Origin of the sequence: Bradyrhizobium sp. HKCCYLS2038 (assembly GCF_051167655.1) — a bacterium.
GTDB lineage: Bacteria > Pseudomonadota > Alphaproteobacteria > Rhizobiales > Xanthobacteraceae > Bradyrhizobium.
Map to the genome: position 1 here is coordinate 167010 of NZ_JBNPTM010000001.1, position 24883 is coordinate 191892.

A 24883-nucleotide genomic window follows, 5' to 3' on the forward strand; every position below is an offset into this window, starting at 1 on the left:
CCTGCACCCTCGCTTTGGAGAGGGTGATCAGACGAGCAACACTCGGACGCGAAAGCGGGCGCGAGAATGCCCAGCCGTGCCAACAAACTCCGGCGTCATCCCGGGCAAGACCGGCGACGCGCAGCGTCGCAGGGCGCCGACCCGGGATCCATACTCCGCGGCCCCTGTATGACTCATGCTGGAGCATCCTCCTCGCGCAACGATTTCCGCCGGTGGTTATGGATCCCGGCGTTCGCCGGGATGACACTGGTTGGTTTGAGGCGGTTGCGGACTCATGGACGCTGCGTGGTTCGTCGTGACGACGCAGGCCGAACGATCAGCCGCCAGACAGCGATCCGCGCGATGTCTGGCTCGTCGTCCTACTTGAACCCGGCAAACCTGCTGTCGAACGAGTTCGACTGCAGCACCGGGGCGGCGCCGGAGACCAGGGCGGTCTGGGTCTGCGCGGGCGCCGAGGCCGGTGCCTCGCTGGCGGCGGGCTTGAACGGCGGCCGGGCGGCGGCCTGCTTGGTTTCGGCCGGCTTGGTCTCAGCGGGCTTGGCGGCGACCGGCTTCGGCGCCGGCTTGGCTTCCGCGGTCTTGCTCTCGGCCGGCTTCGTCGTCGCCGTGGTCTCGGCCGACGCATTGCCACCGAGACCCATCTTGCGGGCAAGGCTCGACATGAAGCCCGGCTTCTCGGGCGCGCTCACGGCGGCCACGCGCGTGGTCGGTGCGGCCACCGGGGCGGGCGCCGCGCTGGCGGCCGGCGCGGCCGCGACCTCGTCGGCCTCAGGCGCGCGCGGCGGGTTGACGTGACCCGGAATCGTGCCCGGAATCGGCGTGAAATTGGCGAGCGACAGGCCCGGCGCTTCGCCGGCGTCGGACAGGCCGGTCGAGGCGCCCGGCACGCGATTGGCGAACACCGGGTTCATGCCGCCGTCGATGCCGGTATTGAGCTTGGCGACCGGCGTCCCCTTGGAGACCAGCTTGGCGTATTCGGCTTCGTCCGCCTGCTGCTTCTCGCGCACCGCCGTCGTGATCTCATCGGGCACGACATAGGCCGGACATTTCGCGGCGGCGTCGAACACCGGATCGCGCGTGGCGCCCGGCGGCTTCTGGGCATTGAAGACGTATTTCTTCTCGCAGAAGTCGACCTTCGGCTCCTGACGGGTGACCTCGAAGGCATCATAGCCTTCCTTGATCATGCGCCAGAACGGCATGTTCGGATTGTTGCGGTGCCTCGCCATGTTCGCCGGTGTCATCCGGAACGGATAGGCCTGGAACTGGAATGCGCGCTGGCCGCCGAAGAACGACTCGCGTCCGAGCGCATAGATCTCGGCGATCTGCTCGTCGGTCATCGCAAAGCAGCCGCGGGACGAGCAGTCGCCGTGCACCATCAGCTGCGAGCCGGTGCGTCCCAGCGCCTTGTCGAAGGCGTTGGGATAGCCGGTGTTGAACGACAGATAATAGGCCGACTGCGGATTCATCTGGCTCGGATTGATCGAGTAGAATCCCTCGGGTGCCTGGCGGTCGCCCTCGCGAACCTTCGGGCCGAGATCGCCGGACCAGCGGCAGATCGGATAGGTCTTGAGCAGCCCGAACCGGCCGGAGCGGTCCTGCTTCCAGACCTCGAGCTCGGCCTCCTGCTTGAACACGCGCACCAGGATCGGCGACTGCGTGTCCATGTCCTTCTCGGCGATCGTCGCCACGAGTTTGGGCGGAACAGGCTGATTGGCCTTGGCGCTGGTGGCGAGCGCGACCTGGTCGCTGTTGCAACCGGTCAGCAGCGCGCCGGCGGCCAACGCCGCAGAGGTCATCAGAACCCGGACGAAAGCGCGGTTGATCAAAGCGAAGCTCCCCGCAAACCCAGCATGTCGCGACACCCCACTCTCGTCTCGATCGATCGCCCCGGGAAAGCTGGTACGGATCCCAGGCCGACGGCGCGCCATGCCCACGTCAAACCAATGATTAAAATTGTACCCTTTGGCCCTGGGAGCCGCAACCCGGGCTACGGCGGTGCCGCGGCGCGGTGGCTCTCGTGGTCAACAACTTCTAAACAACTGACCCCGCCGGCAGGGCCGAAATGCGGCCAAACGGCTGGAAAGACTCACAAAAACGCGAGCACGGGCGGCCGGGCAGGGGCCTCTCCGGGCTCAGCTCAGCTTGCGGCCGATCTCGATGAACTTCTGCCGGCGCTGCTTGCGGATGGCGTCGGCGTCGAGACCCTTGAGCTCGTCGAAGGCCTGGGCGATCGCGTCACCCGTGGCTGCGATCATCGCGGCAGGGTCGCGGTGGGCACCGCCGACCGGCTCCTTCAGGATGGTGTCGACCACCCCGAAGCGCAGCATGTCCTGGGCGGTGATCTTCATGCTGTTGGCGGCTTCCTGCGCCTTGGTGCCGTCGCGCCACAGGATCGAGGAGGCGGCTTCCGGCGAGATCACGCTGTAGATCGCGTGCTCAAGCATCAGCACCCGGTTGGCGGTGGTCAGCGCGATGGCGCCGCCCGACATGCCCTCGCCGGTGATGATCGCGACGTTCGGCACGCCCAGCGCCAGGCAGGCGTCGGTCGAGCGCGCGATGGCCTCGGCCTGGCCGCGCTCCTCGGCGCCGATCCCGGGATAGGCGCCGGCGGAATCGACCAGCGACAGCACCGGGATGCCGAACCGCTCAGCCATCTCCATCAGCCGGACCGCCTTGCGGTAGCCTTCCGGGCGGGCCATGCCGAAATTGTGCTTGAGGCGGGATTCGGTGGTGGCGCCCTTTTCCTGGCCCATCACGCAGATCGGCTCGCGGCGGAAGCGGCCGAAGCCGCCGAGCAAAGCGGCGTCCTCGCCGAACTTGCGGTCGCCGGCCAGCGGCGTGAACTCGGTGATCAGGGCGCTGACGAAGTCGGTGAAGTGCGGTCGCTGCGGATGGCGCGCGACCATGGTCTTCTGCCACGGCGTCAGATTGGCATAGAGCTCGGCCAGCGCCTGGCCGGCCTTCTCCTCGATGCGGCCGACCTCCTCGCCGATATCGGTGCCGGAGGCGGCCATCGCCCGGAGTTCATCGACCTTGGAATCGAGCTCGGCAACGGGCTTTTCGAAATCGAGGTAGCTGCGCATGGGATCCGGCATGGAGGAGCTGAAGGAAGACCGCTGAACGAAGTCGGTTCGGCCTTCGGACCTGAAGGTGAGCGACTTCAGGAGCTTGAAGGTCGATCGGTGCCCGGCCTCCAGGCATCACGCCGGGTTCGCGGGCAGGATGGCGCTCTTTCAGGGCAGACGGGCGCGAAGTCAAGCGGGCGCCGCGCCGCGCCGGCGGAATTGGTTGCGGGAAGGTGTCGGGCGGGCTCAGGTCTCGGCGAGCGGGTGCAGGTCGCGCACCAGGCTCTTCAGCCGCTCCTCGACCACATGGGTGTAGATCTGGGTGGTCGAGATGTCGGTGTGGCCGAGCAGGGTCTGCACGATGCGCAGGTCGGCGCCATTGTGCAGCAGGTGGCTGGCGAAGGCGTGCCGCAGCACGTGCGGCGACACCAGCCGGGCCGGCAGGCCGCTGGCCACTGCGAGCTCCTTGAGGTCGCGGGCGAAGTGCTGGCGGGTGAGGTGGCCGCTCTCGCCGAACGACGGAAACAGCCATTTACCAAAGGTGGCGCTGGCCTTCTTCTCCGGCTTCTGCTTGTCGAGAACAGCGAGATAGTCGGCCATCGCCTGGCGCGAGGCCTGGTTGAGCGGCACCAGCCGCTCCTTGTTGCCCTTGCCGCGCACCACGATCATCCGGGCATCGTTGCGCGCCGCCGTGCGCGGCAGCGCCACCAGCTCGGAGACGCGCAGTCCCGTGGCGTAGAGCACCTCGAGCAGGCAATACAGCCGCAGCGCCCGAAGCCGTTGCGACGGCGACACGTCGGCTTCCGACAGCTCCTTGGCTTTCGTCAGCATGCGGTCGACGTCGCCGATCGACAGCACCTTCGGCAGGGAACGGCCGCGCTTCGGGCCGGAGAGGATCGCGGCCGGATCGTCGCTGCGGATGCGCTCGCTCAGCAGGAAACGAAAAAGGTGCCGCATCGCCGAAAGACGGCGGGCGACGCTGGACGATTTGAAGCCTCTGTCGTCGAGGTCGGCCAGATAGTCGCGCAGCGCCTGGGTGTTGGCGGCAATGAAGGTGCCGCCCTTGCGCGTCAGAAACTCGGAGAGATCGGTGAGGTCGCGGCGATAGGCGTCCAGGGTGTTCTGGCCGGCGCCCTGCTCGGCAGCCATCATGTCGAGGAAAAGGCCCATCAGCCTGGCGTCGGAGGCCTTGACGTTCATGTCGTGAAATCCGCTGCGTCCGAGGCGATCGAATCACTACGAGGCGTTCGCGCCGGCACGTTGAGCGGTGACCGCAAATCTGGCCGATATCGCGGCGCCGGGCGGCCTCAGAGAAGCGCAAAAATCTTAATCAATGCCCTGTGGCTTTTGTGTTCGCCGCGCCGTCCTGGTTCACTTCTTCTGGAACTTGTCGGGCGGGATCGACACCGTCATCTCGCGCGATTTGGGCGTGACGAAATTCGCGAGCGCGTAGATCGCGCCATAGACCACGCCGACGATCACGGCGATCACGGTCAGGAAGCGGAACAGGCTGGGCATTGGGCTCGCGCAGGCCACCGGAGAGGAACCGTTTCATCCAACATGTTCGGACACGGCTGGCAAGTCCGGCGCTGCCGGCTTCCCGTCCGATGTCCAGTTGTCTTGCTCCGTCATTCCGGGGCGGCGCGCGCAGCGCGACGAGCCCGGAATCCATACCCACAGGATGCCGTGTGGGGCAGGCTGGTGGTGGGTATCTCGCTCCACGACATCTGCCTGTGGGTATGGATTCCGGGCTCGCGCTACGCGCGCCCCGGAATGACGTCCGTGGCGAGGGCCGGGGGCGTACGGCGGAACAGGATGCCTTTGAAAGCAGCAGGGCCTGGGTTAGAAGCGGGGAGATGACCGACACGACCCAACCAGCACCCAGCCCCGCCGCTGCGGAGGCCGCGATCCTCGCGGGCCTCGGCAAGCGGCTGATCGTGCTGGTCGGCATGATGGGGGCCGGCAAGTCAACCGTGGGGCGTCGGCTGGCGACGCGGCTGCGGCTGCCGTTCGTCGATGCAGACACCGAGATAGAGACCGCGGCCGGCATGAGCATACCGGAGATCTTCGAATCGCGCGGCGAGGACTATTTTCGCAACGGCGAGGCGCGGGTGATCGCCCGCCTGCTGGAAACCGGGCCGGCGGTGCTGGCGACCGGCGGCGGTGCCTTCATGCGCGAGGAGACCCGCCACCGCATCCACGACAAGGCGGTGTCGCTGTGGCTGAAGGCCGATGCCGACGTCATCATGCGCCGGGTCAGGCGGCGGGCCGACCGCCCGCTGCTGCAGACCGCCGATCCAGAAGGTACGGTGGCCCGGCTGCTGACCGAGCGCGAGCCGGTCTACCAGACCGCCGACATCACGATCTGCTCGCGCGACGTGCCGCATGACCGGGTGGCCGAGGATTGCCTGGAGGCGCTGCGGACATTCCTCTCTCCGCCCGAGGCCAATGGGCAGCCGGTCGGGCCGCAGCCCGATCCGATTCAACCCGACCCTCCGCAGGCCATGAGCGCGCTCCGATGACGGCACCCCTGAAGCATTCCGATCCGATCACCGTCGACGTCGAGCTGGGCGATCGCGCCTATGACATCGTCATCGGCCGCGGCGTGCTGGCCACGCTCGGCCAGCGCATCGCGGCGCTACGGCCGGGGGTGCGCACCGCCATCGTCACGGACCGCACCGTGGCCGCGCACTGGCTGAAGCCGACCGAGGCGATCCTGGCGGAGGCGGGCATTCCGTCGTCGACGATCGTCGTCGAGGAGGGCGAGGGCTCGAAGACTTACGCCGGGCTGGAAAAGGTCAGCGAGGCGCTGATCGCGGCGAAGATCGAGCGCAACGATCTCGTCATCGCGCTCGGCGGCGGCGTGGTCGGGGACCTCGCCGGCTTTGCCGCGGCGATCCTGCGCCGCGGCGTCGATTTCGTGCAGGTGCCTACCTCGCTGCTGGCGCAGGTCGATTCCTCCGTCGGCGGCAAAACGGGGATCAACTCGCCGCAGGGCAAGAACCTGCTTGGCGCCTTCCACCAGCCGGTGCTGGTGATCGCCGACACCGCGGTGCTCGACACCTTGTCGCCGCGCCAGTTCCGCGCCGGCTATGCCGAAGTCGCCAAATACGGCCTGCTCGGCGATGCCAGCTTCTTTGCCTGGCTCGAGGCCAACCACGCCGACATCGTCAAGGGCGGCGCGGCGCGCGAGCATGCGGTGGCGACCTCCTGCCGCGCCAAGGCCGCGATCGTCGCCCGCGACGAACGCGAGACCGGCGACCGCGCGCTGCTCAATCTCGGCCACACCTTCGGCCATGCGCTGGAGGCCATCACCGGCTTCTCCGACCGGCTGTTCCACGGCGAGGGCGTGTCGGTCGGCATGGTCTTGGCGGCGCAGTTCTCGGCCGAGCTCGGCATGCTGCCGCCCGACGATGTCGTCAGGATCGAGCGTCATCTTGCCGCGGCCGGCTTGCCGACCCATCTGCAGGACATCGCTGGCTTCGCCCAGGAGGGGATCGGCGACGCCGACCGGCTTTTGGCCCTGATGGCGCAGGACAAGAAGGTGAAGCGCGGCAAGCTGACCTTCATCCTGATGGAGGCGATCGGCCGGGCCGTCATCGCCAAGGACGTCGATCCATCACGCGTGCGCGACTTCCTGCAGGTCAAGCTGAAGAGCCGTCACTGATCCTGCCGGGCTTTACGCGTGTTGAGCACTGCCAGCGGATCATCGGCGGCCTCCATTGAGAGCGACATCGGCGTCATGGACTGGATCACACTCTCGATCGTCATTCTCCTCCTCGCGGGCTCCGCTTTTTTCGCGCTGAGCGAGACGGCGCTGACCGGCGCCTCCCGCGCCTCGATGCTGCGGCTGTCGAAACAGGGCAACCGTGATGCCGACGTGGTGTCGAGCCTGTTCGACATGCGCGAACGCCTGATCGGCGCGCTGCTGCTCGGCAACAACATCGCCAATATCGGCGCCTCGGCGCTGGCGACCGGCATCTTCACGGCCTGGTTCGGCGAGGTCGGCGTGCTCTATGCGACCGGCGTCATGACCGCGCTGGTCGTGATCTTCGCCGAGGTGCTGCCGAAGACGATCGCCATCAACGCGCCGGACCGCGTGTCGCTCGCGGTGGCGCGGCCGATGCGCGCGACGGTGTTCGTGCTCGGTCCGGTGCTGGCCGTGATCGAGGCCATCGTGCGCGTCCTGATGCGGCTGATCGGCTTCAAGGTCGGCGCCAACCAGCCGATGCTGTCGCCGACCGAACGCCTGCGCGGCGCGGTCGATCTGCTGCATCATGAAGGCAAGGTCGAGAAGCAGGATCGCGACATGCTCGGCGGCCTGCTCGACCTGCGCGAGCTGCAGGTGTCGGACGTCATGGTTCACCGCACCGAGATGGTGATGGTGAATGCCGACCTGCCGCAGGAGGAGCTGGTGCGCGAAGTCCTGGCCACCGAGTACACCCGCATCCCGCTGTGGCGCGGCACGCCCGAAAACATCATCGGCGTGCTGCATGCGAAGGATTTGTTACGCGCGATCCGCGCGGCCGAGGGCGATGTGTCGCACATCGACGTCGCGTCGCTGGCGCTGCCGCCCTGGTTCGTTCCGGAGATGCGCTCGGTGTCGGAACAGCTGAAGGCGTTCCGCCGCCGCAAGACGCATTTTGCGCTCGTCGTCGACGAGTATGGCGAGGTCGAAGGCATCGTCACGCTCGAGGACATTCTCGAGGAGATCGTCGGTGACATTTCCGATGAGCAGGACGTGCAGGTCGCCGGCGTGCGTGTGCAGCCGGATGGATCCGTCGTCGTCGATGGTTCGGTGCCGATCCGCGACCTCAATCGCGCGATGGACTGGACGCTGCCGGATGAAGAGGCGACGACGGTGGCAGGTCTCGTGATTCACGAGGCGCGCTCGATCCCTGACCGCGGCCAGAGCTTCACGTTTCACGGCTTCCGCTTCCGCGTGCTGCGCCGCGAGCGCAATCGCATCACCGCGCTGCGCATCGTGCCGGTGCCGCGCGGCGAGACCGAGGAGACGCGACCGCGCCGTGCCGGCACGGCGTTCTAATTGGGAGGGTTCTGATTGGGAGTCAGGCTTCGCCCGGCGCCTTCGCATGCAGCGCCAGCGCGTGCACCGAGCCGGCAAGTTCCGACGATAATGCGGCGTTGATCAGGCGATGCCGATCGACGCGGCTCTTGCCGGCGAAGGCCTGCGACACAATATACACGCGGAAATGGGTCTCACCGCTGGGACGGTGTCCCATGTGGCCCGCATGAAGATGTGATTCGTCCTGCACATCGAGGCTTTCCGGAGAGAAAGCTTCGCGTAACTTTTTGATGATAGCATCTTGGGTTCGCATGGTCTCCGGAAATACGCATCAAATTATTTTTCGTCAATCGGCGGGCTCCGCCTGAGGTATTCGCAATGTCAAGACTTGAAGCTTTGCGCGTTGCGTAGTCAAAGTCCGCCATGCCGATCGATTCAAACAAATTCTTCGACTCCATCCGCATCAAGCCCAAGAAGACGGCTGCGCGGCAGCCGGTGGTGCGCGAGGAGGCTCAGCCGTGCCAGTGGCCGGACTGCAAGAACAAGGGCTCGCACCGCGCGCCCAAGGGACGCGAGAACCAGCGCGAGTATTGGCACTTCTGTCTCGATCACGTGCGCGAATACAATCAGTCCTATAACTTCTTTTCCGGCATGAATGCCGATGCCGTCGCGCGTTATCAGAAGGATGCGCTGACCGGACATCGCCCGACCTGGAAGATGGGCGCCAATACCGCGGGCAAGCGCGGCACCGGCAATGCCGAGTCTGATCTCGGCGATGCCTCGGATCCGTTCAGCGTGTTCGCCGAGATCAACGGCCGCGCCGGCTGGCGCCCGGGTGCGCAGTCCGCACCGAAGGCCGAGACGCGCAAGGTGTTCAACGCCGAGAAAAAGGCGCTGCAGGTGATGGGGCTCGGCCCCGACGTCACGCTGGAAGACGTCAAGGCCAAGTACAAGGCGCTGGTGAAGCAGCACCATCCCGATGCCAATGGCGGCGACCGCTCCACCGAGGACCGCCTGATCGAGATCATCAAGGCCTACAACTACCTGAAGACGGTGGTGAAGGGCTGACGCGCGGCAGCGAGGCTGCCGCGCAGCGACCGTCCGTTCGGCGCACCACTCAGGGCTTCGGCCCGATATAGGCCGAACTCGGCCGGATCAGTCGCCCCGTCCGCTGCTGCTCCCGCGCATGCGCGGTCCAGCCGGCGGCCCGCGCCACCGCGAAGATCGGCGTGAACGCCTGGCGCGGAATCCTGAGCGCATCGAGCAGGATAGCCGTGAAGAACTCGACATTGGTGTCGAGCACCCGCTCCGGATTCTTCTGCCGCAGCGCCTGGCGGATATAAGCCTCCACCTCGCTGGCAAACGGCAGATCCGCCCCGCTCCCCGCCAGCCGCTCGATCGCGCTCTTGAGCACGTCGGCCCGGGGATCGCGCACCCGGTAGATCCGATGCCCGAACCCCATCAGCCGCTCGCCGCGGCCGAGCGCCCCATCCACCCAAGGGGCGATGTTCTCGCGGGTCCCGATCGCGTTCAGCATCTCCAGCACCGGCTCCGGCGCGCCGCCGTGCAACGGGCCGGTCAGCGCGCAGTAGCCGGCGGTGGTCGCGGCGAACAGGTCGGCCTGGGTCGAGGCGACCACGCGGGCGGTGAAGGTGGAGGCGTTCATGCCGTGGTCGCTGACGGTCACGAGATAGGTGTCGAGGGCGGCCACCTCGCCATCGGTCGGCGTGTCGCCGCGGACCATGCGCAGGGTATCCGCGGCGTGGCTGAGGTCGGGATCGGGCGCGATCGGCTGTGCGCCCCGGACGCGCTGCACCAGGGCGCCGGCGATGACCGGGCCGGCGCCGACGATGGTGGCTTCGTCGTCGAGACTGGCCTCGGGCCGAAGCGCCGCGACGGCGGCGCGGTAGCCGTCGATGATCGACAATCCGGCGGTCGCGGCGAGCAGCTCCGGCAACCGCGCGAAAGCGCGCTGGCGGGCCCGGCCGAGGCTGGCGCGGACGTTGGCCTCGCTGACGCTGCGCTTCGTCGCCGCACTCCACAGGCGAGCGGTCACTCCCTCGAAGCCGCTGGCGGCGGCGAGATCCGCCACCCGGTGGCCTGTGATGATGAGCTCGCCCTGCTGGCCGTCGACATGGCTGAGCACGGTCTCGGCGGCCGGGACGCCATCGAGACCGATGGGAGACTTCGAAAGCTGGATCGTCATGGCGGGATCTCCTGCGTGAATGGTCACGCGTGCAAGATCGGCCTCGTGGACAACTTGATCAATCTTGATTAAGCTGATCAATATGAAAAAAGACAGCGGCCTTTACCTATCCGCAACAGAGGCGTCCGCGGAGCTCGCGATCTCCCCGGCGACGCTCTACGCCTATGTCAGCCGCGGCCTCGTCCGCTCGGAGCCGTCGCCGAACTCCCGGAGCAATCGCTATCGTGCCGAGGATATCCGCGCGCTGAAGGAGCGGCGTGTACCGGCCACAGAGCCGCGCGCCTTCCGCAGCTTCGACGCGGACCTTCCGGTGTTCGATTCGGCGGTGGCGACGATCACGGAAGCCGGTCCGATCTATCGCGGTGTGAATTGCGTCGAACTGGCGGAGCGGGATTCACTGGAGCATGCGGCGACCCTGCTGTGGGATGTCACCGCCATCGACCCGTTCGCACCCGACAATCTGCCGCAGGTCTCGGACGACATGCGCCTCATCGCGGAGGCCGCGCGCCGAGCCGCCCCCATCGATCGGGCGATCGCTGTGCTCGCATTGGCGGCCCATGCCGATCCTGCGGCGTTCAATCGCGCTCCCGACGGCCGCGCGCTGGTCGGCGCCCGCATCGTGCGCCTCGTCGTCGCGACCATGCTCAATGTAGCGCCTTCGGCGGAGCCTCTGCACATCCAGGTCGCCAAGGCCTGGGCTCCCGAGCACAAGCATGCGTCCGACCTGATCCGCCGCACCCTGGTGCTGCTGGCCGACCACGAACTCAACGCGTCGACCTTCACGGTTCGCTGCGCAGCCTCGACGGGACTGAGTCTCTACGACGCCGTGATTGCGGGCCTGGCGGCGTTGAAAGGACCCCAGCACGGCGGCGCCGGCGTGCTGGCCTCGCAATTGGTGAAGACCCTGATCGATCGCGACGTCGCGCCGCTGATCCGTGAGCGCGTGGCGCTCGGCGAGCGCTTCGCCGGCTTCGGGCATGGCGTTTATAAACGTGGCGACCCACGGGCGATGTCGCTGCTGGATGCGCTGACGCGCGCCGGCGCGCCGCGCAAATTCACCCGCGAAGTGCCCGAGCGGATCGCGGAAGCGACCGGCGAATTCGTCAACATCGACTATGCGCTCGCCGTGCTGGTGCACAGCCTGCGGCTGCCATCGGGCAGCGAGCTGGCGCTGTTCGCGATGGCCCGGTGCGTCGGCTGGATCGCGCATGCCTGCGAGCAGCTGCAGTTCGGCCGGCTGATCCGGCCGCGCGCGCGCTACACCGGGCCCGCGCCCGGCCGCAGCGCCACGGTGCATTCGCTCTGATGACCTAATTCGCCCCACCAGCGGCGAGCTGGGTTTCGCGCCGCCTCCGCAGCAGCCGCAGCACCAGCCAGACCACGATCGTGCCCGCGACCGCGGCCAGGATCCAGGTCGACTTGGCGATGTGGCTGTGGTGCGGGATGCCGCCATAGCGGTGCAGCAGCTGGACCGCGAACACGCCCGGCAGCACGTGGGCGCAGGCCCACAGCAGGATGGCCGGGATGTTGACCGCATAGAACCGGGTCGGAGGAATATCGAGCGCGCCGGCCGTGATCGGCACCACGGCGCGAATCGGCGCCACGAACCGGGCGAAGAAGATCGCGAGCGTGCCGAAGCGGTGGAAGAAGGCCTCGCTCTGCGCGACGAGCTTGGGATAGTTGGAGAACGGCCATGCGGTCAGGATCTCACGCTGCTGGCGATGCCCGATCCAGAATGCGCCGCCATCCCCGAGCACCGCGCCCAGAATGGCCGAGGCCAGCACCCATTGCAGCGTCAGCTCGCCGCCGGGAATCAGCGCGCTCAGCGCCAGGATGATGGTCGTGCCGGGGACCACCGAGCCCAGGATCGGCACCGCCTCCAGCAGCGCGGCCAGAAACAGGGTGAGATAGGCCAGTCCCGCATGCGCTGAGACGAAGGCGATGAGGGGGTCGAGCAGATGGGCCAAGCGTGTCCTGCCGGTGGGGAGTGGGAGAGCGACGAACTCTTCGATAAGTAGGAACCCCGCCCCGGAGTGCCACGTCAGAACGCTGCAAGCGTGGTTCGGGCGAAAAGGTGACACGATTCGCAGGGCTGCCTTTCAAAAACGTCGTCCCATGCCTATCTCGATGATATAACGACGGAACTTTGATCAAGGCTTAGGCTTCTGCCCGCGCGTGCTCTCTGCTAGGCTGGCTATGAAGCCCTTCAACCGCAGCCAATCATGAAATCTGGTTTCGGGAATGCCCGGGACCTCGGAGGATGAATGACGACCGCCGCTACGACCAACGCGCAGGAGATGACCGGTGTGCCCGACATGAAGGTGTCGGTGCGGCAGGTGTTCGGGATCGACAGCGACCTTGAGGTGCCGGCCTTTTCCGCAACCGACCCGCACGTCCCGGAAGTCGATGCCGACTATCGCTTCGACCGCGCGACCACGCTCGCGATCCTGGCCGGCTTCGCCAAGAACCGGCGCGTGATGGTGACCGGCTACCACGGCACTGGCAAGTCGACCCATATCGAGCAGGTCGCCGCCCGCCTCAACTGGCCCTGCGTGCGCGTCAATCTGGACAGCCACATCAGCCGTATCGACCTCGTCGGCAAGGACGCGATCGTGGTCAAGGACGGCAAGCAGGTCACGGAATTCCGCGACGGCATCCTGCCCTGGGCGCTGCAGCACAACGTGGCGCTGGTGTTCGACGAGTACGACGCGGGACGCCCCGACGTGATGTTCGTGATCCAGCGCGTGCTCGAAGTGTCGGGAAGGCTGACGCTGCTCGACCAGAACAAGGTGATCAAGCCGCACCCGGCGTTCCGCCTGTTCGCGACCGCCAACACCATCGGCCTTGGCGACACCTCGGGCCTCTATCACGGCACGCAGCAGATCAACCAGGGCCAGATGGACCGCTGGTCGATCGTCACGACGCTGAACTATCTGGCGCATGACGAGGAGGTCGAGATCGTGCTGGCGAAGGCCAAGCACTATCAGAACGCGCAGGGCCGCGACACCGTCAACAAGATGGTGCGGCTCGCCGACCTCACGCGCAACGCGTTTGCCAATGGCGATCTGTCGACGGTCATGAGCCCGCGCACGGTGATCACCTGGGCGGAAAACTCCGAGATCTTCGGCGACATCGGCTTCGCCTTCCGCGTGACGTTCCTCAACAAGTGCGACGAGCTCGAGCGTCCGCTGGTCGCGGAGTTCTATCAGCGCTGCTTCAATGCGGAGCTGCCGGAATCGGCGATCAACGTCGCGCTGAGCTGATAACGGCAGAGCGTCCCGGCCCCGCGCCGGGACACACGCCGCGACGTTTCGGCCATAGGCTGGAGTTGGCGTCGATACGAATGGATGACCGCCGGTGGTTATGGGTCCCGGCGTTCGCCGGGACGACACCGCAGGGATCAGATGACCACATCCAACAGCAAACTCCGTCCCGGGACCAAGGAAGCGCCGACCGAGCCGTTCAAGCGCTCGGTGACGGGCTGCCTGCGCGCCATTGCCCGAGCTCCTGAGCTTGAAGTTTCGTTTGCCGCCGAGCGGCCCGGCCTTGCGCCGGGCAAGGCGCGGCTGCCGGAGCCGGCGCGCAAGATGACCAAGCGGGATGCCGCGGTTGTGCGCGGCCATGCCGATTCGATCGCGCTGAAGATCGCCTGCCATGACCCGAAGATCCATCGCAAGCTGATCCCCGGCAATCCGCAGGCGCGCGGCGTGTTCGAGGCGGTCGAGCAGGCGCGCGTCGAGGCGATCGGCGCCAAGCGCATGGCCGGCGTCGCCAAGAACCTGACGGCGATGCTCGACGATCACTTCCATCGCGGCAAGTATGACGAGATCACCGATCGTGCCGATGCGCCGTTGTCGGACGCGCTGGCGATGCTGGTGCGCGAGCGGCTGACCGGCATGGCGCCGCCGAACGCGGCGCGCAAGGTGGTCGATCTCTGGCGTCCGTTCCTCGAGGACCGGATCGGCTCCCGCCTCGACGAGCTCGGCCGCTTCACCGAGGATCAGGCCAAGTTCGGCGACCTCGTTCACGACCTTCTCTCGGCGCTCGATCTCGGCGACGAGCGCAATGCCGATTCCGAAGAGGACGAGGACAACGACGACAATCGCGACGGCGACAACGACCAGTCCGGCGCCGAAGGATCGCCGGAATCCGATGCCGCGCAGGAGATGAGTGCCGACCAGGCGCAGACGACCTCGGACGAGATGTCGGAGAGCGCCATGGAGGCCGCGCAGGCGTCCGCCTCCGACACGCTCGATGACGGTGAACTCGGCGACGACGAGACGCCGGGCGAGGCGACGCGGCCGAACCGCCATGGCGCCAACGAGCCGCGCGGGCCGGAGTATCACGCCTTCGCGCCGAAATTCGACGAGATCATCGCGGCCGAGGATCTGTGCGACCACGACGAACTGGAGCGGCTGCGCTCCTATCTCGACAAGCAGCTTGCACATCTGCAGGGCATCGTGGCGCGGCTCGCCAACCGGCTGCAGCGCCGGCTGATGGCTCAGCAGAACCGCGCCTGGGAGTTCGACCTCGAAGAGGGGATCCTCGATCCGGCCCGGCTGTCGCGCGTTGTCATCGATCCCTATCAGCCGTTGTCGTTCATGCGCGAGAAGGAAGCGACCTTCCGCGACACGGTCGTCACGTTGCTGCTCGACAATTCCGGCTCAATGCGCGGACGGCCGATCACGGTGGCCGCAACCTGCGCCGACATTCTCGCTCGCACCTTGGAGCGTTGCGGCGTCAAGGTCGAGATCCTCGGCTTCACCACGCGGGCTTGGAAGGGCGGGCAGTCGCGCGAGGCGTGGCTCGCCGCAGGCAAGCCGGCCAATCCGGGCCGCCTCAACGATCTCCGCCACATCATCTACAAGTCGGCCGACGCGCCGTGGCGTCGTGCCCGGAAAAATCTCGGCCTCATGATGCGCGAGGGATTGTTGAAGGAGAACATCGACGGCGAGGCGCTGGACTGGGCGCACAAGCGCCTGCTTGGCCGGACCGAGCAGCGCAAGATCCTGATGATGATCTCGGACGGCGCGCCGGTCGACGATTCCACGCTGTCGGTCAATGCCGGCAACTATCTCGAACGGCACCTGCGCCACATCATCGAGGAGATCGAGACCCGCTCGCCGGTCGAGCTGATCGCGATCGGCATCGGCCACGACGTCACGCGCTATTACCGCCGTGCGGTGACGATCGTCGACGCCGAGGAGCTCGGCGGCGCCATCACCGAGAAGCTCGCCGAATTGTTCACGGAGACCCACGCGGCGCCGCAGCCCGCGCGCGGCCAGAAGCGCAAGCTGCATTCGTAACGGCCGTTGGCCGGGGGTGTCCTCCTCCCGCATCGGAGGAGGCGTGGGGAGGGGGCCCCGCTGACGATGTCGCTGCAGGCGCCAGCCGACCGAAGGCGTTTTCTTGCGCTGGCCATGGGCGGCGTGTCGGCTCTGGCATGGTCCGGCGTCGCCTCGGCGCAAACGGCTCCGCCGCCGGTCCGCAGGCGCGGAGCCGTCGACGAGCACTCCGTCACCTCGGCGGTCAAGATCGAGGTCAAGGCGCGGCCGTTGCCCTCGTTCGACCTGCGCGATCGGACCAGGTTGCGCTTCGGGATCCTGCAATATCGCAGCGGCGTCGCGCTGACCTCGTCCTATCCGGGCTTCGGCGGCCTCTCCGGCATCCGGCTCGATGCCACCGGCCAGCGCTTTCTCGCGATCAGCGACAAGGGCGGCTGGTTCACCGGCCGCATCGTCTATTCCGGCCGCGAGATCGCCGGACTTGCCGATGTCGAAGCGGCGCCCTTGCTCGGTCCGGACGGGCGGCCGATCACCGATCGCGGCTGGTACGATTCCGAGGCGCTCGCGCGTGACGGCGATACCGTCTATGTCGGCCTCGAACGCGTCAACCAGCTGCTGCGCTACGACTTCGGCAAGGGCGGGACCGGCGCGCGCAGCGAGATCGTGCCGTTGCCGCCTGCCGCCAAGCGATTGCCCAACAACAAGGGGCTGGAGGCGCTGGTGGTCGTGCCGACAGGCCTGCCGCTCGCCGGCACCGTGATTGCGCTCTCCGAGCGCGGCCTGGATGCGAACGGCAATCTGCTGGCGTTCCTGATCGGCGGACCGTCCCCGGGACAGTTCAGCCTCGTGCGCAGCGACGATTTCGATATCAGCGATGCGGTGCTGCTGCCGTCGGGCGATCTGCTGGTGCTCGAACGCAAGTTTTCGCTGCTCAGCGGCGTCGGCATCCGGATCCGGCGGCTGACGCTGGCGCAGATCGCGCCGGGCGCGTTGGTCGAGGGTCCGGCGATCTTCACCGCCGATCTCGGCCAGGAGATCGACAATCTCGAAGGCATCGACGCGCATGTGACGGCCCAGGGAGAGACCGTTCTGACCTTGGTGTCCGACGACAATTTCTCGATGATCCAGCGCACGCTGCTGCTGCAGTTCACGTTGCTGGAGTAAGGCGCCGCCGCGGCCGCTGTGGCGCGCGCAGCCCTGTTCATCGTCGATACGCGTCGACATCCGTTCAGCGAGATGGTCAGATCATCCCTTCTATCCAGCCCGGAACCCAGCATGAGCGCCCTGTTCACTCCGATCAAGCTGCGCAGCCTCGAGCTCGCCAACCGCCTCATCGTCTCGCCGATGTGCCAGTACTCGGCCGAGAATGGCGTGGCCAATGATTGGCACTTCACCCACATCAATACGCTGGCGCTGTCTGGTGCCGCGATGTTCTGCATTGAGGCGACGCATGTGGAGCCGATCGGGCGCATCACCCCCGGCTGCCTCGGGCTGTGGGACGACGCGACCGAGGCCGCGTTCGCACCCATTCTGGCCTCGGCCCGCAAGCATTCGAACACGGCGATCGCGATGCAGCTCGCCCATGCCGGGCGCAAGGGCTCCAGCCACAAGCCATGGGATGGCGGCCAGCAGATTCCGCTGGCTGATGGCGGCTGGCAGACGGTCGCGCCCTCGGCCCTGCCGCACAAGGACGGCGAGCTCGCACCGGAGGCGCTCGATGACGCCGGCCTTGCACGCATTCGCGATGCGTTTGCTTCCGCAGCGCAACGCGCCGCCCGCCTCGGCATCGATGCGATCGAGGTCCACGGCGCACATGGCTATTTGCTGCATCAATTCCTGTCGCCGATCGCCAACCGGCGCAGCGACACCTATGGCGGATCGCTCGAGAACCGCATGCGGTTGCCGCTCGAAGTGTTCGACGCGGTGCGCGCCGCCTTCCCTGCAGACAAGCCGGTCGGTCTTCGCGTCTCGGCAACGGACTGGGTCGAGGGCGGCTGGGATCTCGAGCAGACGATCGTGTTGGCGCACGAGATCAAGCGCCGCGGCGCCGACTGGATCGATGTGTCCTCAGGCGGCGTCTCGCCGCTGCAAAAGATCGCGCTCGGGCCCGGCTATCAGGTGCCGTTCGCCGAAGCGGTCAAGAAAGCCACCGGGCTGCCGACCATGGCGGTCGGCCTGATCACGCAGGCGCAGCAAGCCGAGGAGATCGTGGCGTCGGGCAAGGCTGACGTGGTCGCGCTCGCTCGCGGCATGCTCTACGACCCGCGTTGGGGCTGGCATGCCGCAGCGGAGCTCGGCGGTCAGGTGGCCGCACCTCCGCAATATTGGCGCTCGCAGCCGTCGACGCAGAAGGAGCTGTTCGGCCGCACTACGTTCGGCGCACGCTGAACGCTCGCCTCCCGGTGTGATCGCTTGCCCCGGCAATCAATTCCAGGTAGCGTGCGAAGGCAGTGCCGCCTGTGGCGGGTCATGGCAAGCGATGTTCGCCGAGCGGTTAGCGACAGACCAGGATCTCACTAGCATCGCCAAGCGCGCCGGAGTCTGGCGCCGGCTTGGCGCGTTGTTGATCGACATAATCGCCATCGCGGCCATTCTGCAGGTCTGCGCGTTGATCCTGTTTCCGCTGAGCCACGGCCGCGTTCAGTTTGCCGACGGCATCTATGCCATCAGCTGCAGAAAGCTTGACGCGGTCCCGCCCGGGGTCGCCGTGCCTGCCGATCTCAAGCCCAACCGGATCGTCGATTGCACAAACAGCGTGTTCGGCCTGCCCTCTGCCCGCATGGTACGGATCGCGCAGGTTACGCAGGACGGCTCGTTCACCAAGGAAATCCACGTCGACAGCATGCTCGATGCGGAGGGCAGGCCGGTCAAGGGACTCTCGCTCGGGATTTTCCTGCTGCCGCTGCTGCTGGTCCTGCGCGCCCGATTCGATACGGCCGCCGGCACGCCCGGCCGAAGGATTTGTCGTATTCGTCTGGCGCGCGCCGATGGCGGTGCGGTGACGAATGCCGCGGCCTGGCGGCGTTACGGCCTTCTGCTCCTGGTCGTGAGTCCCGCGCTGATCTGGTCGGTCGTGCTCTCATTCCTGGATATCGCCGCGTTGCCGGCATCTTTGCTCATTGGCCTGACGCTCGCATCGTATGCTCCGCTGCTGATCGCCGGCCTTGCGACATTGCGGCAGGTCTACGCCCGAAGCGATAGCTGGTACGACCAGTTCGCGGCCACTGCCGTCTATTGCGTTGATCGCGGGTGGGCCGCTGCCGAGTCGCCGACTCCGCTCTCGCCCGCGCCGTTGAGCCCGCAGCGGAGCTATCTTGCCCGGCATTGGCGCGGTGAGCTGTCCTTGCCCGTATCGTACTGGGTCAACGGAGCACTGCTTGGCGTGATTGCGACGCTCGCGATCCAGGTCGTGACCGCGCTGCTCGTGCAGCAGGGATTCGATGCGCAGCCGCTGCCGGCGCTCGTCCTGATGGGCGCGATATGGCTCTGCACCTTGTTGTTCACGCTTTGGCAGGCCGTCGGTATCTGGCGCTCGTCGACGCGCTATGGCGACGGCGACAACAGCGCGTGGGGCGGCCTCGCGAAGATCATGGTCGCGCTCGGCGTCGGAATCTCGGGTTGGCACTTCTTTACGCAGGGCCTGCCGCGGATCGCAGGGCTTGCCGAAATCGTTGCCGGCGACAGCTCGCTCGGACCGCATCAATTCAAGGTCCTCGCTGCTGGCGAGATGCTGGAATTCAGCGGTGGCATCAAGTACGGCACGGCCGAGGAGCTCGAAGGTTTCCTGAACGCGATGTCGGAGATCAAGACGGTGCGGCTCGATTCAGCCGGCGGCCGCATCCGCGAGGCGCAACGGATGTCCGACCTGATCAAGGCGCGCGGATTGTCGACCCTGGTCGAGAAGCAATGCCTGTCCGCCTGCACCATTGTCTTCCTGGGTGGCAAGGACCGTATCGTCGTGTCAGATGCACGGCTCGGCTTCCATCAACCCTCCTATCGCGGAATCACCGCTGCCGAGCGCAGCCGGACCATCGCGATCGAGGAGGAGCGGCTGCAGAACCTGGGGCTGACCCGCGCCTTTGCCGAACGCGCCAATATGGCGGAGCCGAGCTCGATGTGGTTTCCTGACCATGCCGAACTGCTGAGCGAGCATGTCGCGACCCGCCTCGTGCCTGCGACCGCACCTGCCGCAACCGCACCTGCCGCGGCCTCGTCGGCAACGAAAGTTCGGACCATTGCAGTGGATGGTGCGAACAGCGGGCAGTCGGCCGCATCTGCCCCGCCGCTGCCCAAGGTTTACCTGCCTCCGGACCTCGTGCAGCGACTCCAGTCGGAGAAACCTCCCGGTCGTTTTCCATCACCCATGACGGGCCTCAAATAGCCGCGATCTGCGCTGTCGCGTGATCGCCCCTGCACAGTCGGTGATTGTCGACGTCTCATGAAGTGCTAGACTTCGCAGACCACGTGCGGCGCAGCCGACTCGGTTGGTCGTGTTTCGTCTCGCGTGACGATGAGCGCATCGCAAAGATGCGCCGCAATATAAACGCGAGAGGATAGCGCCATGGAAATCGGATACTTCACGATGCCCTCGCATCCGCCGGAGTGCGGATTGAAGGAGGGCCAGGAATGGGACCTGCAGGTCCTGCGCTGGCTCGATGAGCTCGGCTATCAGGAAGCGTGGATCGGCGAGCATCACACCGCGCCCTGGGAGCCGCATCCGGCGCCCGACTTGATCCTGGCGCAGGCCTTCCGCGAAACCAAGAACATCCGTCTCGGACCCGGCGGCTTCCTGCTGCCCTACCATCATCCCGCTGAGCTCGCCAACCGCGTCGCGATGCTCGATCATCTGTCCGACGGCCGGCTCAATTTCGGCATCGCCGCATCGGGCCTGCCGAGCGACTGGGCGATGTTCAATGTCGACGGCATGAGCGGCCAGAACCGCGAGATGACACGCGAGGCGCTGGAGATCATCCTGCGTTTGTGGAACGAGCCGGCACCGTTCACGCACAAGGGCAAGTACTGGACGGTGACCAAGCCGGACGTGATGTTCGACTTCCTCAAGCCGCACATCAAGCCGGTGCAGGCGCCGCATCCGCCGATCGGCGTCGCCGGGCTGTCGAAGAACTCGGACACCTTGAAGCTCGCCGGCGAGCGCGGCTTCATTCCGATGAGCCTCAACCTCAACCCGGCCTATGTGTCGTCGCACTGGGACTCGGTCGAAGCGGGCGCCGCCAAGTCGGGCCGCACTCCGAACCGCAACGATTGGCGGCTGGTGCGCGAGGTGTTCGTCGCCGAGACTGATGAGGAAGCCTGGCGCTTGTCGTCCGGCGACATGATGGGCCGGATGATGGGCGAGTACTTCCTGCCGCTGCTCGGCCATTTCGGCTTCAAGGACTACCTGAAGCATTCGCCCGACGTGCCTGACACCGACGTGACCGTGGACTATTGCGCCAAGCGCAACTGGATCATCGGCTCGCCGGCGACGGTGACCGAGAAGATCGAGAAGATCTGGCACGAGGTCGGCGGCTTCGGAACGCTGTGCGTGTTCGGCTTCGACTACAAGCACAAGCCGGAAGCCTGGCACAACTCGCTGCGTCTCCTGAAGCACGAGGTGATGCCGAGGTTGCGCCATCTCAATGCCGGCATGACCAAAGCGGCGTAGACTGCCAGATATCAGCCGGGCCGGCGGTCGTCGCCGGTCCGGATCAACGAGGCCATGAAAGGCCGTGCCATGCGCATCCGTGTCCGCCAGTCTGCCCACGTGCTCGAGCGTTCGGGACTAGCCTTGGCGGGCGCGGCCTGCGGCGTGTTCGTCGGCGCCCATGTCGGCTCCAGTGTGCCTGCGCTGACTACCCAGGGCTTCCTGGTGCTCATGATGTTGGCGGGCGCGTTCGGATTCTACCTCGGGATCGATACGCCGCAGATGCCGTTCCATCCGCACGAGGAAGGGACGCCGGCAGCGAACAAGATCGATGCGGCCGAATTTCTCAGCGCGGTCGGCACCTTTCTCGCGACGCTGACAGCGTTCTTCGCCGTCGGGATCATCATCCTGCGCGAAGACCCGCACATCGTCTGGACTTCCCTGATCATGGCCGGCTGGGTGATCGGCGTGGTGATGCAGATCGTCGCGGGCGCGATTGCACGCATGCGCCACTGAGGTGGAACGCGTCGCGCTGCAATCGACGCCCGGACAAACAACAAACTACGCGCGTGGTGCAGTGGCTCTGGCAGTTGCAGCCGAGCCCGTCGACTGTCCGGCACCTGGCCGCGGCTGCAGCGGCTTCTTGGCTGGCGCAGGCAGCAAGCCTTCGCGGATGGCCTGCTTGCGCGCCAGTTTGCGCCGGCGCCTGATGGCATCGGATTTCTCGCGCGCCTTCTGCTCCGAGGGTTTCTCATAGGATCTGCGGCGCTTCATCTCGCGGAAGACGCCCTCGCGCTGCATCTTTCGCTTCAGGATGCGCAACGCCTTGTCGACGTCGTTGTCACGAACAAGAACCTGCAAGCGTCCTCCTTCTCTTCATCTCGCGATGACATTGTCTGGGTAAGTTCGGCGTCTGGTTAGTTCGGGCGGCGGGGCGCCGGTCGCAGCGTCACGTTGAACAGGCGAATTCTGAAATGAACTTGCGTGCCTCGCGCTGAGACAGCGTGATCCCCTTCGTGGAAGGCGGGAGCACGAGGTGTCTCTCTGCCATCGATGGCCGGGCCGTTACCGATGGTCCTTTCAAGATAGGCTCCAAGGGGCGACAATGCCAGCGGATTGGGCTGCAGCATCAGTGTCTGGCAACTATATTTGCCTCGCGCCCTTGTAATTACGCGGAAAACCTCTACCTTCAGATTGTTCGATTAGCCGCCGTGCCTTTCTGAATGTGCCCGCGGGCTATTTCCAAAGACATCGCTCAGTTGAATGTGAGATCGCGCCATACGCGCGCGTCGAATGCTTTGGAGAAAGACATGCCGCAGGGTACCGTGAAGTGGTTCAATGGCCAGAAGGGCTTTGGTTTCATTCAGCCGCAGGACGGCGGAAGTGACGTTTTCGTTCATATCAGCGCCGTCGAGCGTGCGGGTCTGAGCGGTCTGGCCGAGGGCCAGAAGGTCAATTTCGAGCTGAAGACCGATAAAATGCGCGGCAAGGTCAGCGCTGAGAATCTCTCGCTGGCCTGATCGCCCCACGCCATTTCACGGATGTACTGAAATGGCTGGTTCGCCCGCTCAATCCTGTGATTGAGCGGGCCGCTTGCGTTTGTGCTTTGACTGCCGCTCGTGAAAGGATTGGTCGATGGTCATCAAGAAGGCATCGCAGCCCTCGGCTGAAAGCATCGCCCGCGCGCAACGCCGGCAGACTGCCGCCGAGGAGGGAGCGAAGGCGATGGCCGAGTCCGATCGACGCGCCGTTGCGGTGCGCCAGAACATGGAGCGCCTGCGGATGCTGAGATTGGCGAAGGAGGCGGAACAGGCGAAAGCCGCCGCCGATGCGCCGCCCGCTGCGACCGCCAAGCGACGCAAGAAGGCCGCGTCATAATCCGCTTGCGGTGGTATACTGCCGTTGATTCCGACGAACAGCGTTCCGCGTCCAGATTCACAGTCGTGCCGAGGAGGCTGACGTGACCAGACCCACAACGTCGAACGTGCGCATTTCCAAGGTCGATGCGAGCGACGGAGGGCAGACGATTGCGTTCGCACTCGCGATCGGTGCTGCGAGGCAGGTCTGTCATCTCGAGACCAGCTTCTGCAGCCGCAATCAGGCGCTGGCTTATCTGCAGCGGAACCGCACCATTCTGGAGCAGCGCGCCCGCGAGCTGTTCGTGCGCGGTGAGCTCACCGACGGCGTCATTCACCTCAAGATGATCTGACGCCGCACGGCGATGCCGGGGCACGCTCGCGACCTCGCCCCGTCCCTATTTGGAGCTAATTACTCCGTCTTCTGCTTGACGGGCAGCGGAACGCGCTCATACGTCGCCGGCAGATTGACCGGACGATAGTCTTTCGACTCGGCGATGCGCATCAGCACGCTCTCGTGGACGAAGGCGCCTTCCGGAACGAAGCGTGGCTCGCAGTTCGGAATGTAGCAGCCGAGATGCACCTTGCGCGCCGGCCACTCCTTGTACTTGGCCTTCTTCGGCAGATATTCGAGCACCCGCCAGACCGCCGTCATGGAGTCGTGCAGCGCGCCCTGAATACTCGGCGCGACATATTGAAACGGGCTGTTCTTGCGCTGGACGCCCCAGGCGAGCTGGTTCACGGTGCGGGGATTGACCGCAAGCCCGGCTTCCACCGCCTCGTCGATCATCCAGAGCAGCGGATATTTCGACGCTGCAGACTCCGCCTCGGGATAGCCGCCGCCGACGTCGCAATGCACGCCGGCGAACCACACTTGCTTGGTGTCCTGCGGGCGCGCCTGCGCCTTGTTGAAGCGGTTGGGCGTGAACGTCTGCGGCATGTTCCACGGCTTCAGCCGGAACATGCAGCGCCGCTCGTCCATCGCCGCTGCCTGGCGGAAGATCCTGACGCTCGGATTCTGGATCGTGAAGGCGAGTTCCTCAAGGCTCGGCAGCGCAAGCAGCCGGTCGGTGCGCGGCACGATGACGCTCGCGACCGTGTCCCACACGCCGACGAAGTGGATCGTCGGCCAGCGTGTCGAAGTGATGCGCGCGAACTGTGCGGCCTGATCGTCACGGCTTTCCGGGATCGGACCTTCCTCCTCGGTGCTCTCGACCTCCGAGGTGACGCCGCGTCCGGCCTTGGGATTGTCCGACGAGTATTTCTTGTAGGCGATCACGCCCGAGCCGGCGAGATTGATCTGGTCGGGCGAGATCAGCCCGACCTTGTGGATCAGTCCTGCGAGCACGCGCACCGTGTAGGCGCCGCGCGAAAAGCCGAACAGGAAGATGCGGTCGCCGTCCTGGTAATGCGTCGCCAGGAAGCAGTAGGCGTTGATGACGTTGTCATCGAGTCCGTAGCCGGTGGCGAGCCCAAGCACCATGTTGAAATTGGCCTTGAAGCGATGCCAGCTGTCGGGCTGGGTCAAGGTTCCGACGCCGGGGTCGTAGAAGACGGCCTGGAGCGGCGTGGTCTTGTCGGTCTTGCGCAGGCAGCGATAGAGCTTCAGGACGTTGGAAATGTTCTCGCTGATCTCGTTGCCGGTGCCGTCGCAGCAGATCACAATATTTTTCATGGCAAAGGAATGTCCGAGATAATGCTACCGCAGCGAGTGTAGAGCATCCGGCCGATGTTGGGGAGGTCGGTTCGCCCTGACACTTCGTCTGTGTTGCGCCCGGCGGACACTCATTGCTGCAGGCTGGTC

24 protein-coding genes are annotated in these 24883 nt (G+C 66.0%); 15 read left to right on the forward strand and 9 right to left on the reverse strand.

The window, feature by feature from the left end:
• Positions 1-359 precede the first annotated feature (359 nt).
• From ACQR1I_RS00755 to ACQR1I_RS00770, 4 genes are all read right to left on the reverse strand, one after another.
• Entirely contained in the window at positions 360-1826 is a 1467-nt protein-coding gene (locus ACQR1I_RS00755) for a L,D-transpeptidase family protein (protein WP_434865288.1), read from the reverse strand.
• 306 nt (positions 1827-2132) lie between these two features.
• A complete protein-coding gene (locus ACQR1I_RS00760) occupies positions 2133-3095 on the reverse strand; it encodes an acetyl-CoA carboxylase carboxyltransferase subunit alpha (RefSeq protein WP_434865289.1) in 963 nt (320 codons plus the stop codon).
• 216 nt (positions 3096-3311) lie between these two features.
• Complete coding sequence (xerD, locus tag ACQR1I_RS00765) at positions 3312-4265, reverse strand: site-specific tyrosine recombinase XerD (RefSeq protein WP_434865290.1); 954 nt, start codon at positions 4263-4265, stop codon at positions 3312-3314.
• Positions 4266-4436: 171 nt separating this feature from the next.
• Positions 4437-4583: a hypothetical protein gene (locus ACQR1I_RS00770; RefSeq protein WP_006613638.1), complete on the reverse strand. Its 147-nt coding sequence runs from the start codon at positions 4581-4583 to the stop codon at positions 4437-4439.
• A gap of 338 nt (positions 4584-4921) precedes the next feature.
• Between ACQR1I_RS00770 and ACQR1I_RS00775 the strand changes: the two genes are divergently transcribed.
• The 3 genes from ACQR1I_RS00775 (at position 4922) to ACQR1I_RS00785 (ending at position 8112) form a co-directional block, all read left to right on the forward strand.
• Positions 4922-5587, forward strand: coding sequence for a shikimate kinase (locus ACQR1I_RS00775; protein ID WP_434865291.1), 666 nt, complete (start codon positions 4922-4924; stop codon positions 5585-5587).
• Positions 5584-6732, forward strand: coding sequence for a 3-dehydroquinate synthase (aroB, locus tag ACQR1I_RS00780; protein WP_434865292.1), 1149 nt, complete (start codon positions 5584-5586; stop codon positions 6730-6732). The genes ACQR1I_RS00775 and aroB overlap by 4 nt, the downstream gene beginning before the upstream one ends.
• A 75-nt stretch (positions 6733-6807) precedes the next feature.
• Positions 6808-8112, forward strand: a complete 1305-nt coding sequence (locus ACQR1I_RS00785) for an HlyC/CorC family transporter (RefSeq protein WP_434865293.1) — start codon at positions 6808-6810, stop codon at positions 8110-8112.
• A gap of 22 nt (positions 8113-8134) precedes the next feature.
• Here the strand turns inward: ACQR1I_RS00785 and ACQR1I_RS00790 are convergent, their stop codons facing one another.
• Positions 8135-8404 carry a BolA family protein gene (locus tag ACQR1I_RS00790; protein ID WP_434865294.1) on the reverse strand — a complete coding sequence of 90 codons (270 nt, stop codon included), beginning with the start codon at positions 8402-8404 and terminating at the stop codon, positions 8135-8137.
• A 110-nt stretch (positions 8405-8514) separates the two neighbouring features.
• Here ACQR1I_RS00790 and ACQR1I_RS00795 point away from each other — a divergent pair, with 110 nt between their 5' ends.
• Positions 8515-9159, forward strand: a complete 645-nt coding sequence (locus ACQR1I_RS00795; protein ID WP_434865295.1) for a J domain-containing protein — start codon at positions 8515-8517, stop codon at positions 9157-9159.
• 49 nt (positions 9160-9208) lie between these two features.
• Here the strand turns inward: ACQR1I_RS00795 and ACQR1I_RS00800 are convergent, their stop codons facing one another.
• Positions 9209-10297 (reverse strand): citrate synthase/methylcitrate synthase, encoded by a 1089-nt coding sequence (locus ACQR1I_RS00800; RefSeq protein WP_434865296.1) that lies wholly within the window; start codon positions 10295-10297, stop codon positions 9209-9211.
• A gap of 82 nt (positions 10298-10379) precedes the next feature.
• Here ACQR1I_RS00800 and ACQR1I_RS00805 point away from each other — a divergent pair, with 82 nt between their 5' ends.
• Positions 10380-11603, forward strand: a complete 1224-nt coding sequence (locus ACQR1I_RS00805) for a citrate/2-methylcitrate synthase (RefSeq protein ID WP_434865297.1) — start codon at positions 10380-10382, stop codon at positions 11601-11603.
• Between the two features lie 4 nt (positions 11604-11607).
• On the opposite strand, the gene ACQR1I_RS00810 is transcribed toward ACQR1I_RS00805, so the two are convergent.
• Complete coding sequence (locus tag ACQR1I_RS00810) at positions 11608-12264, reverse strand: DedA family protein (RefSeq protein ID WP_434865298.1); 657 nt, start codon at positions 12262-12264, stop codon at positions 11608-11610.
• 297 nt (positions 12265-12561) lie between these two features.
• Between ACQR1I_RS00810 and cobS the strand changes: the two genes are divergently transcribed.
• The 7 genes from cobS to ACQR1I_RS00845 all read left to right on the forward strand — a co-directional run bounded on the left by cobS (position 12562) and on the right by ACQR1I_RS00845 (position 21739).
• Positions 12562-13560: a cobaltochelatase subunit CobS gene (gene cobS / locus ACQR1I_RS00815; RefSeq protein WP_172114496.1), complete on the forward strand. Its 999-nt coding sequence runs from the start codon at positions 12562-12564 to the stop codon at positions 13558-13560.
• Between the two features lie 141 nt (positions 13561-13701).
• Positions 13702-15603, forward strand: coding sequence for a cobaltochelatase subunit CobT (gene cobT, locus ACQR1I_RS00820; RefSeq protein WP_434865299.1), 1902 nt, complete (start codon positions 13702-13704; stop codon positions 15601-15603).
• A gap of 66 nt (positions 15604-15669) precedes the next feature.
• Positions 15670-16746, forward strand: a complete 1077-nt coding sequence (locus ACQR1I_RS00825) for an esterase-like activity of phytase family protein (RefSeq protein WP_434865300.1) — start codon at positions 15670-15672, stop codon at positions 16744-16746.
• 111 nt (positions 16747-16857) lie between these two features.
• Positions 16858-17970, forward strand: a complete 1113-nt coding sequence (locus ACQR1I_RS00830; protein ID WP_434865301.1) for an NADH:flavin oxidoreductase/NADH oxidase — start codon at positions 16858-16860, stop codon at positions 17968-17970.
• On the forward strand, positions 17861-19963 hold the full coding sequence (locus ACQR1I_RS00835) for an RDD family protein (protein ID WP_434865302.1): 2103 nt from the start codon (positions 17861-17863) through the stop codon (positions 19961-19963). The genes ACQR1I_RS00830 and ACQR1I_RS00835 overlap by 110 nt, the downstream gene beginning before the upstream one ends.
• A 180-nt stretch (positions 19964-20143) precedes the next feature.
• On the forward strand, positions 20144-21244 hold the full coding sequence (locus ACQR1I_RS00840; protein ID WP_434865303.1) for an LLM class flavin-dependent oxidoreductase: 1101 nt from the start codon (positions 20144-20146) through the stop codon (positions 21242-21244).
• A 69-nt stretch (positions 21245-21313) separates the two neighbouring features.
• A complete protein-coding gene (locus ACQR1I_RS00845; protein WP_434865304.1) occupies positions 21314-21739 on the forward strand; it encodes a hypothetical protein in 426 nt (141 codons plus the stop codon).
• A 45-nt stretch (positions 21740-21784) separates the two neighbouring features.
• Here the strand turns inward: ACQR1I_RS00845 and rpsU are convergent, their stop codons facing one another.
• The gene (rpsU, locus tag ACQR1I_RS00850; RefSeq protein ID WP_434865305.1) at positions 21785-22084 is read right to left on the reverse strand and encodes a 30S ribosomal protein S21; all 300 of its coding nucleotides are present in this window, start codon (positions 22082-22084) and stop codon (positions 21785-21787) included.
• 449 nt (positions 22085-22533) lie between these two features.
• On the opposite strand from rpsU, the gene ACQR1I_RS00855 reads away from it, so the two are divergent.
• The 3 genes from ACQR1I_RS00855 (at position 22534) to ACQR1I_RS00865 (ending at position 23432) form a co-directional block, all read left to right on the forward strand.
• Entirely contained in the window at positions 22534-22743 is a 210-nt protein-coding gene (locus tag ACQR1I_RS00855) for a cold-shock protein (RefSeq protein WP_434865306.1), read from the forward strand.
• 115 nt (positions 22744-22858) lie between these two features.
• A complete protein-coding gene (locus ACQR1I_RS00860; protein ID WP_434865307.1) occupies positions 22859-23101 on the forward strand; it encodes a transcriptional regulator in 243 nt (80 codons plus the stop codon).
• An 82-nt stretch (positions 23102-23183) separates the two neighbouring features.
• A complete protein-coding gene (locus ACQR1I_RS00865; RefSeq protein ID WP_434865308.1) occupies positions 23184-23432 on the forward strand; it encodes a hypothetical protein in 249 nt (82 codons plus the stop codon).
• Between the two features lie 59 nt (positions 23433-23491).
• Here the strand turns inward: ACQR1I_RS00865 and ACQR1I_RS00870 are convergent, their stop codons facing one another.
• Positions 23492-24754 carry a T6SS phospholipase effector Tle1-like catalytic domain-containing protein gene (locus tag ACQR1I_RS00870; RefSeq protein ID WP_434865309.1) on the reverse strand — a complete coding sequence of 421 codons (1263 nt, stop codon included), beginning with the start codon at positions 24752-24754 and terminating at the stop codon, positions 23492-23494.
• Positions 24755-24883 lie beyond the last annotated feature (129 nt).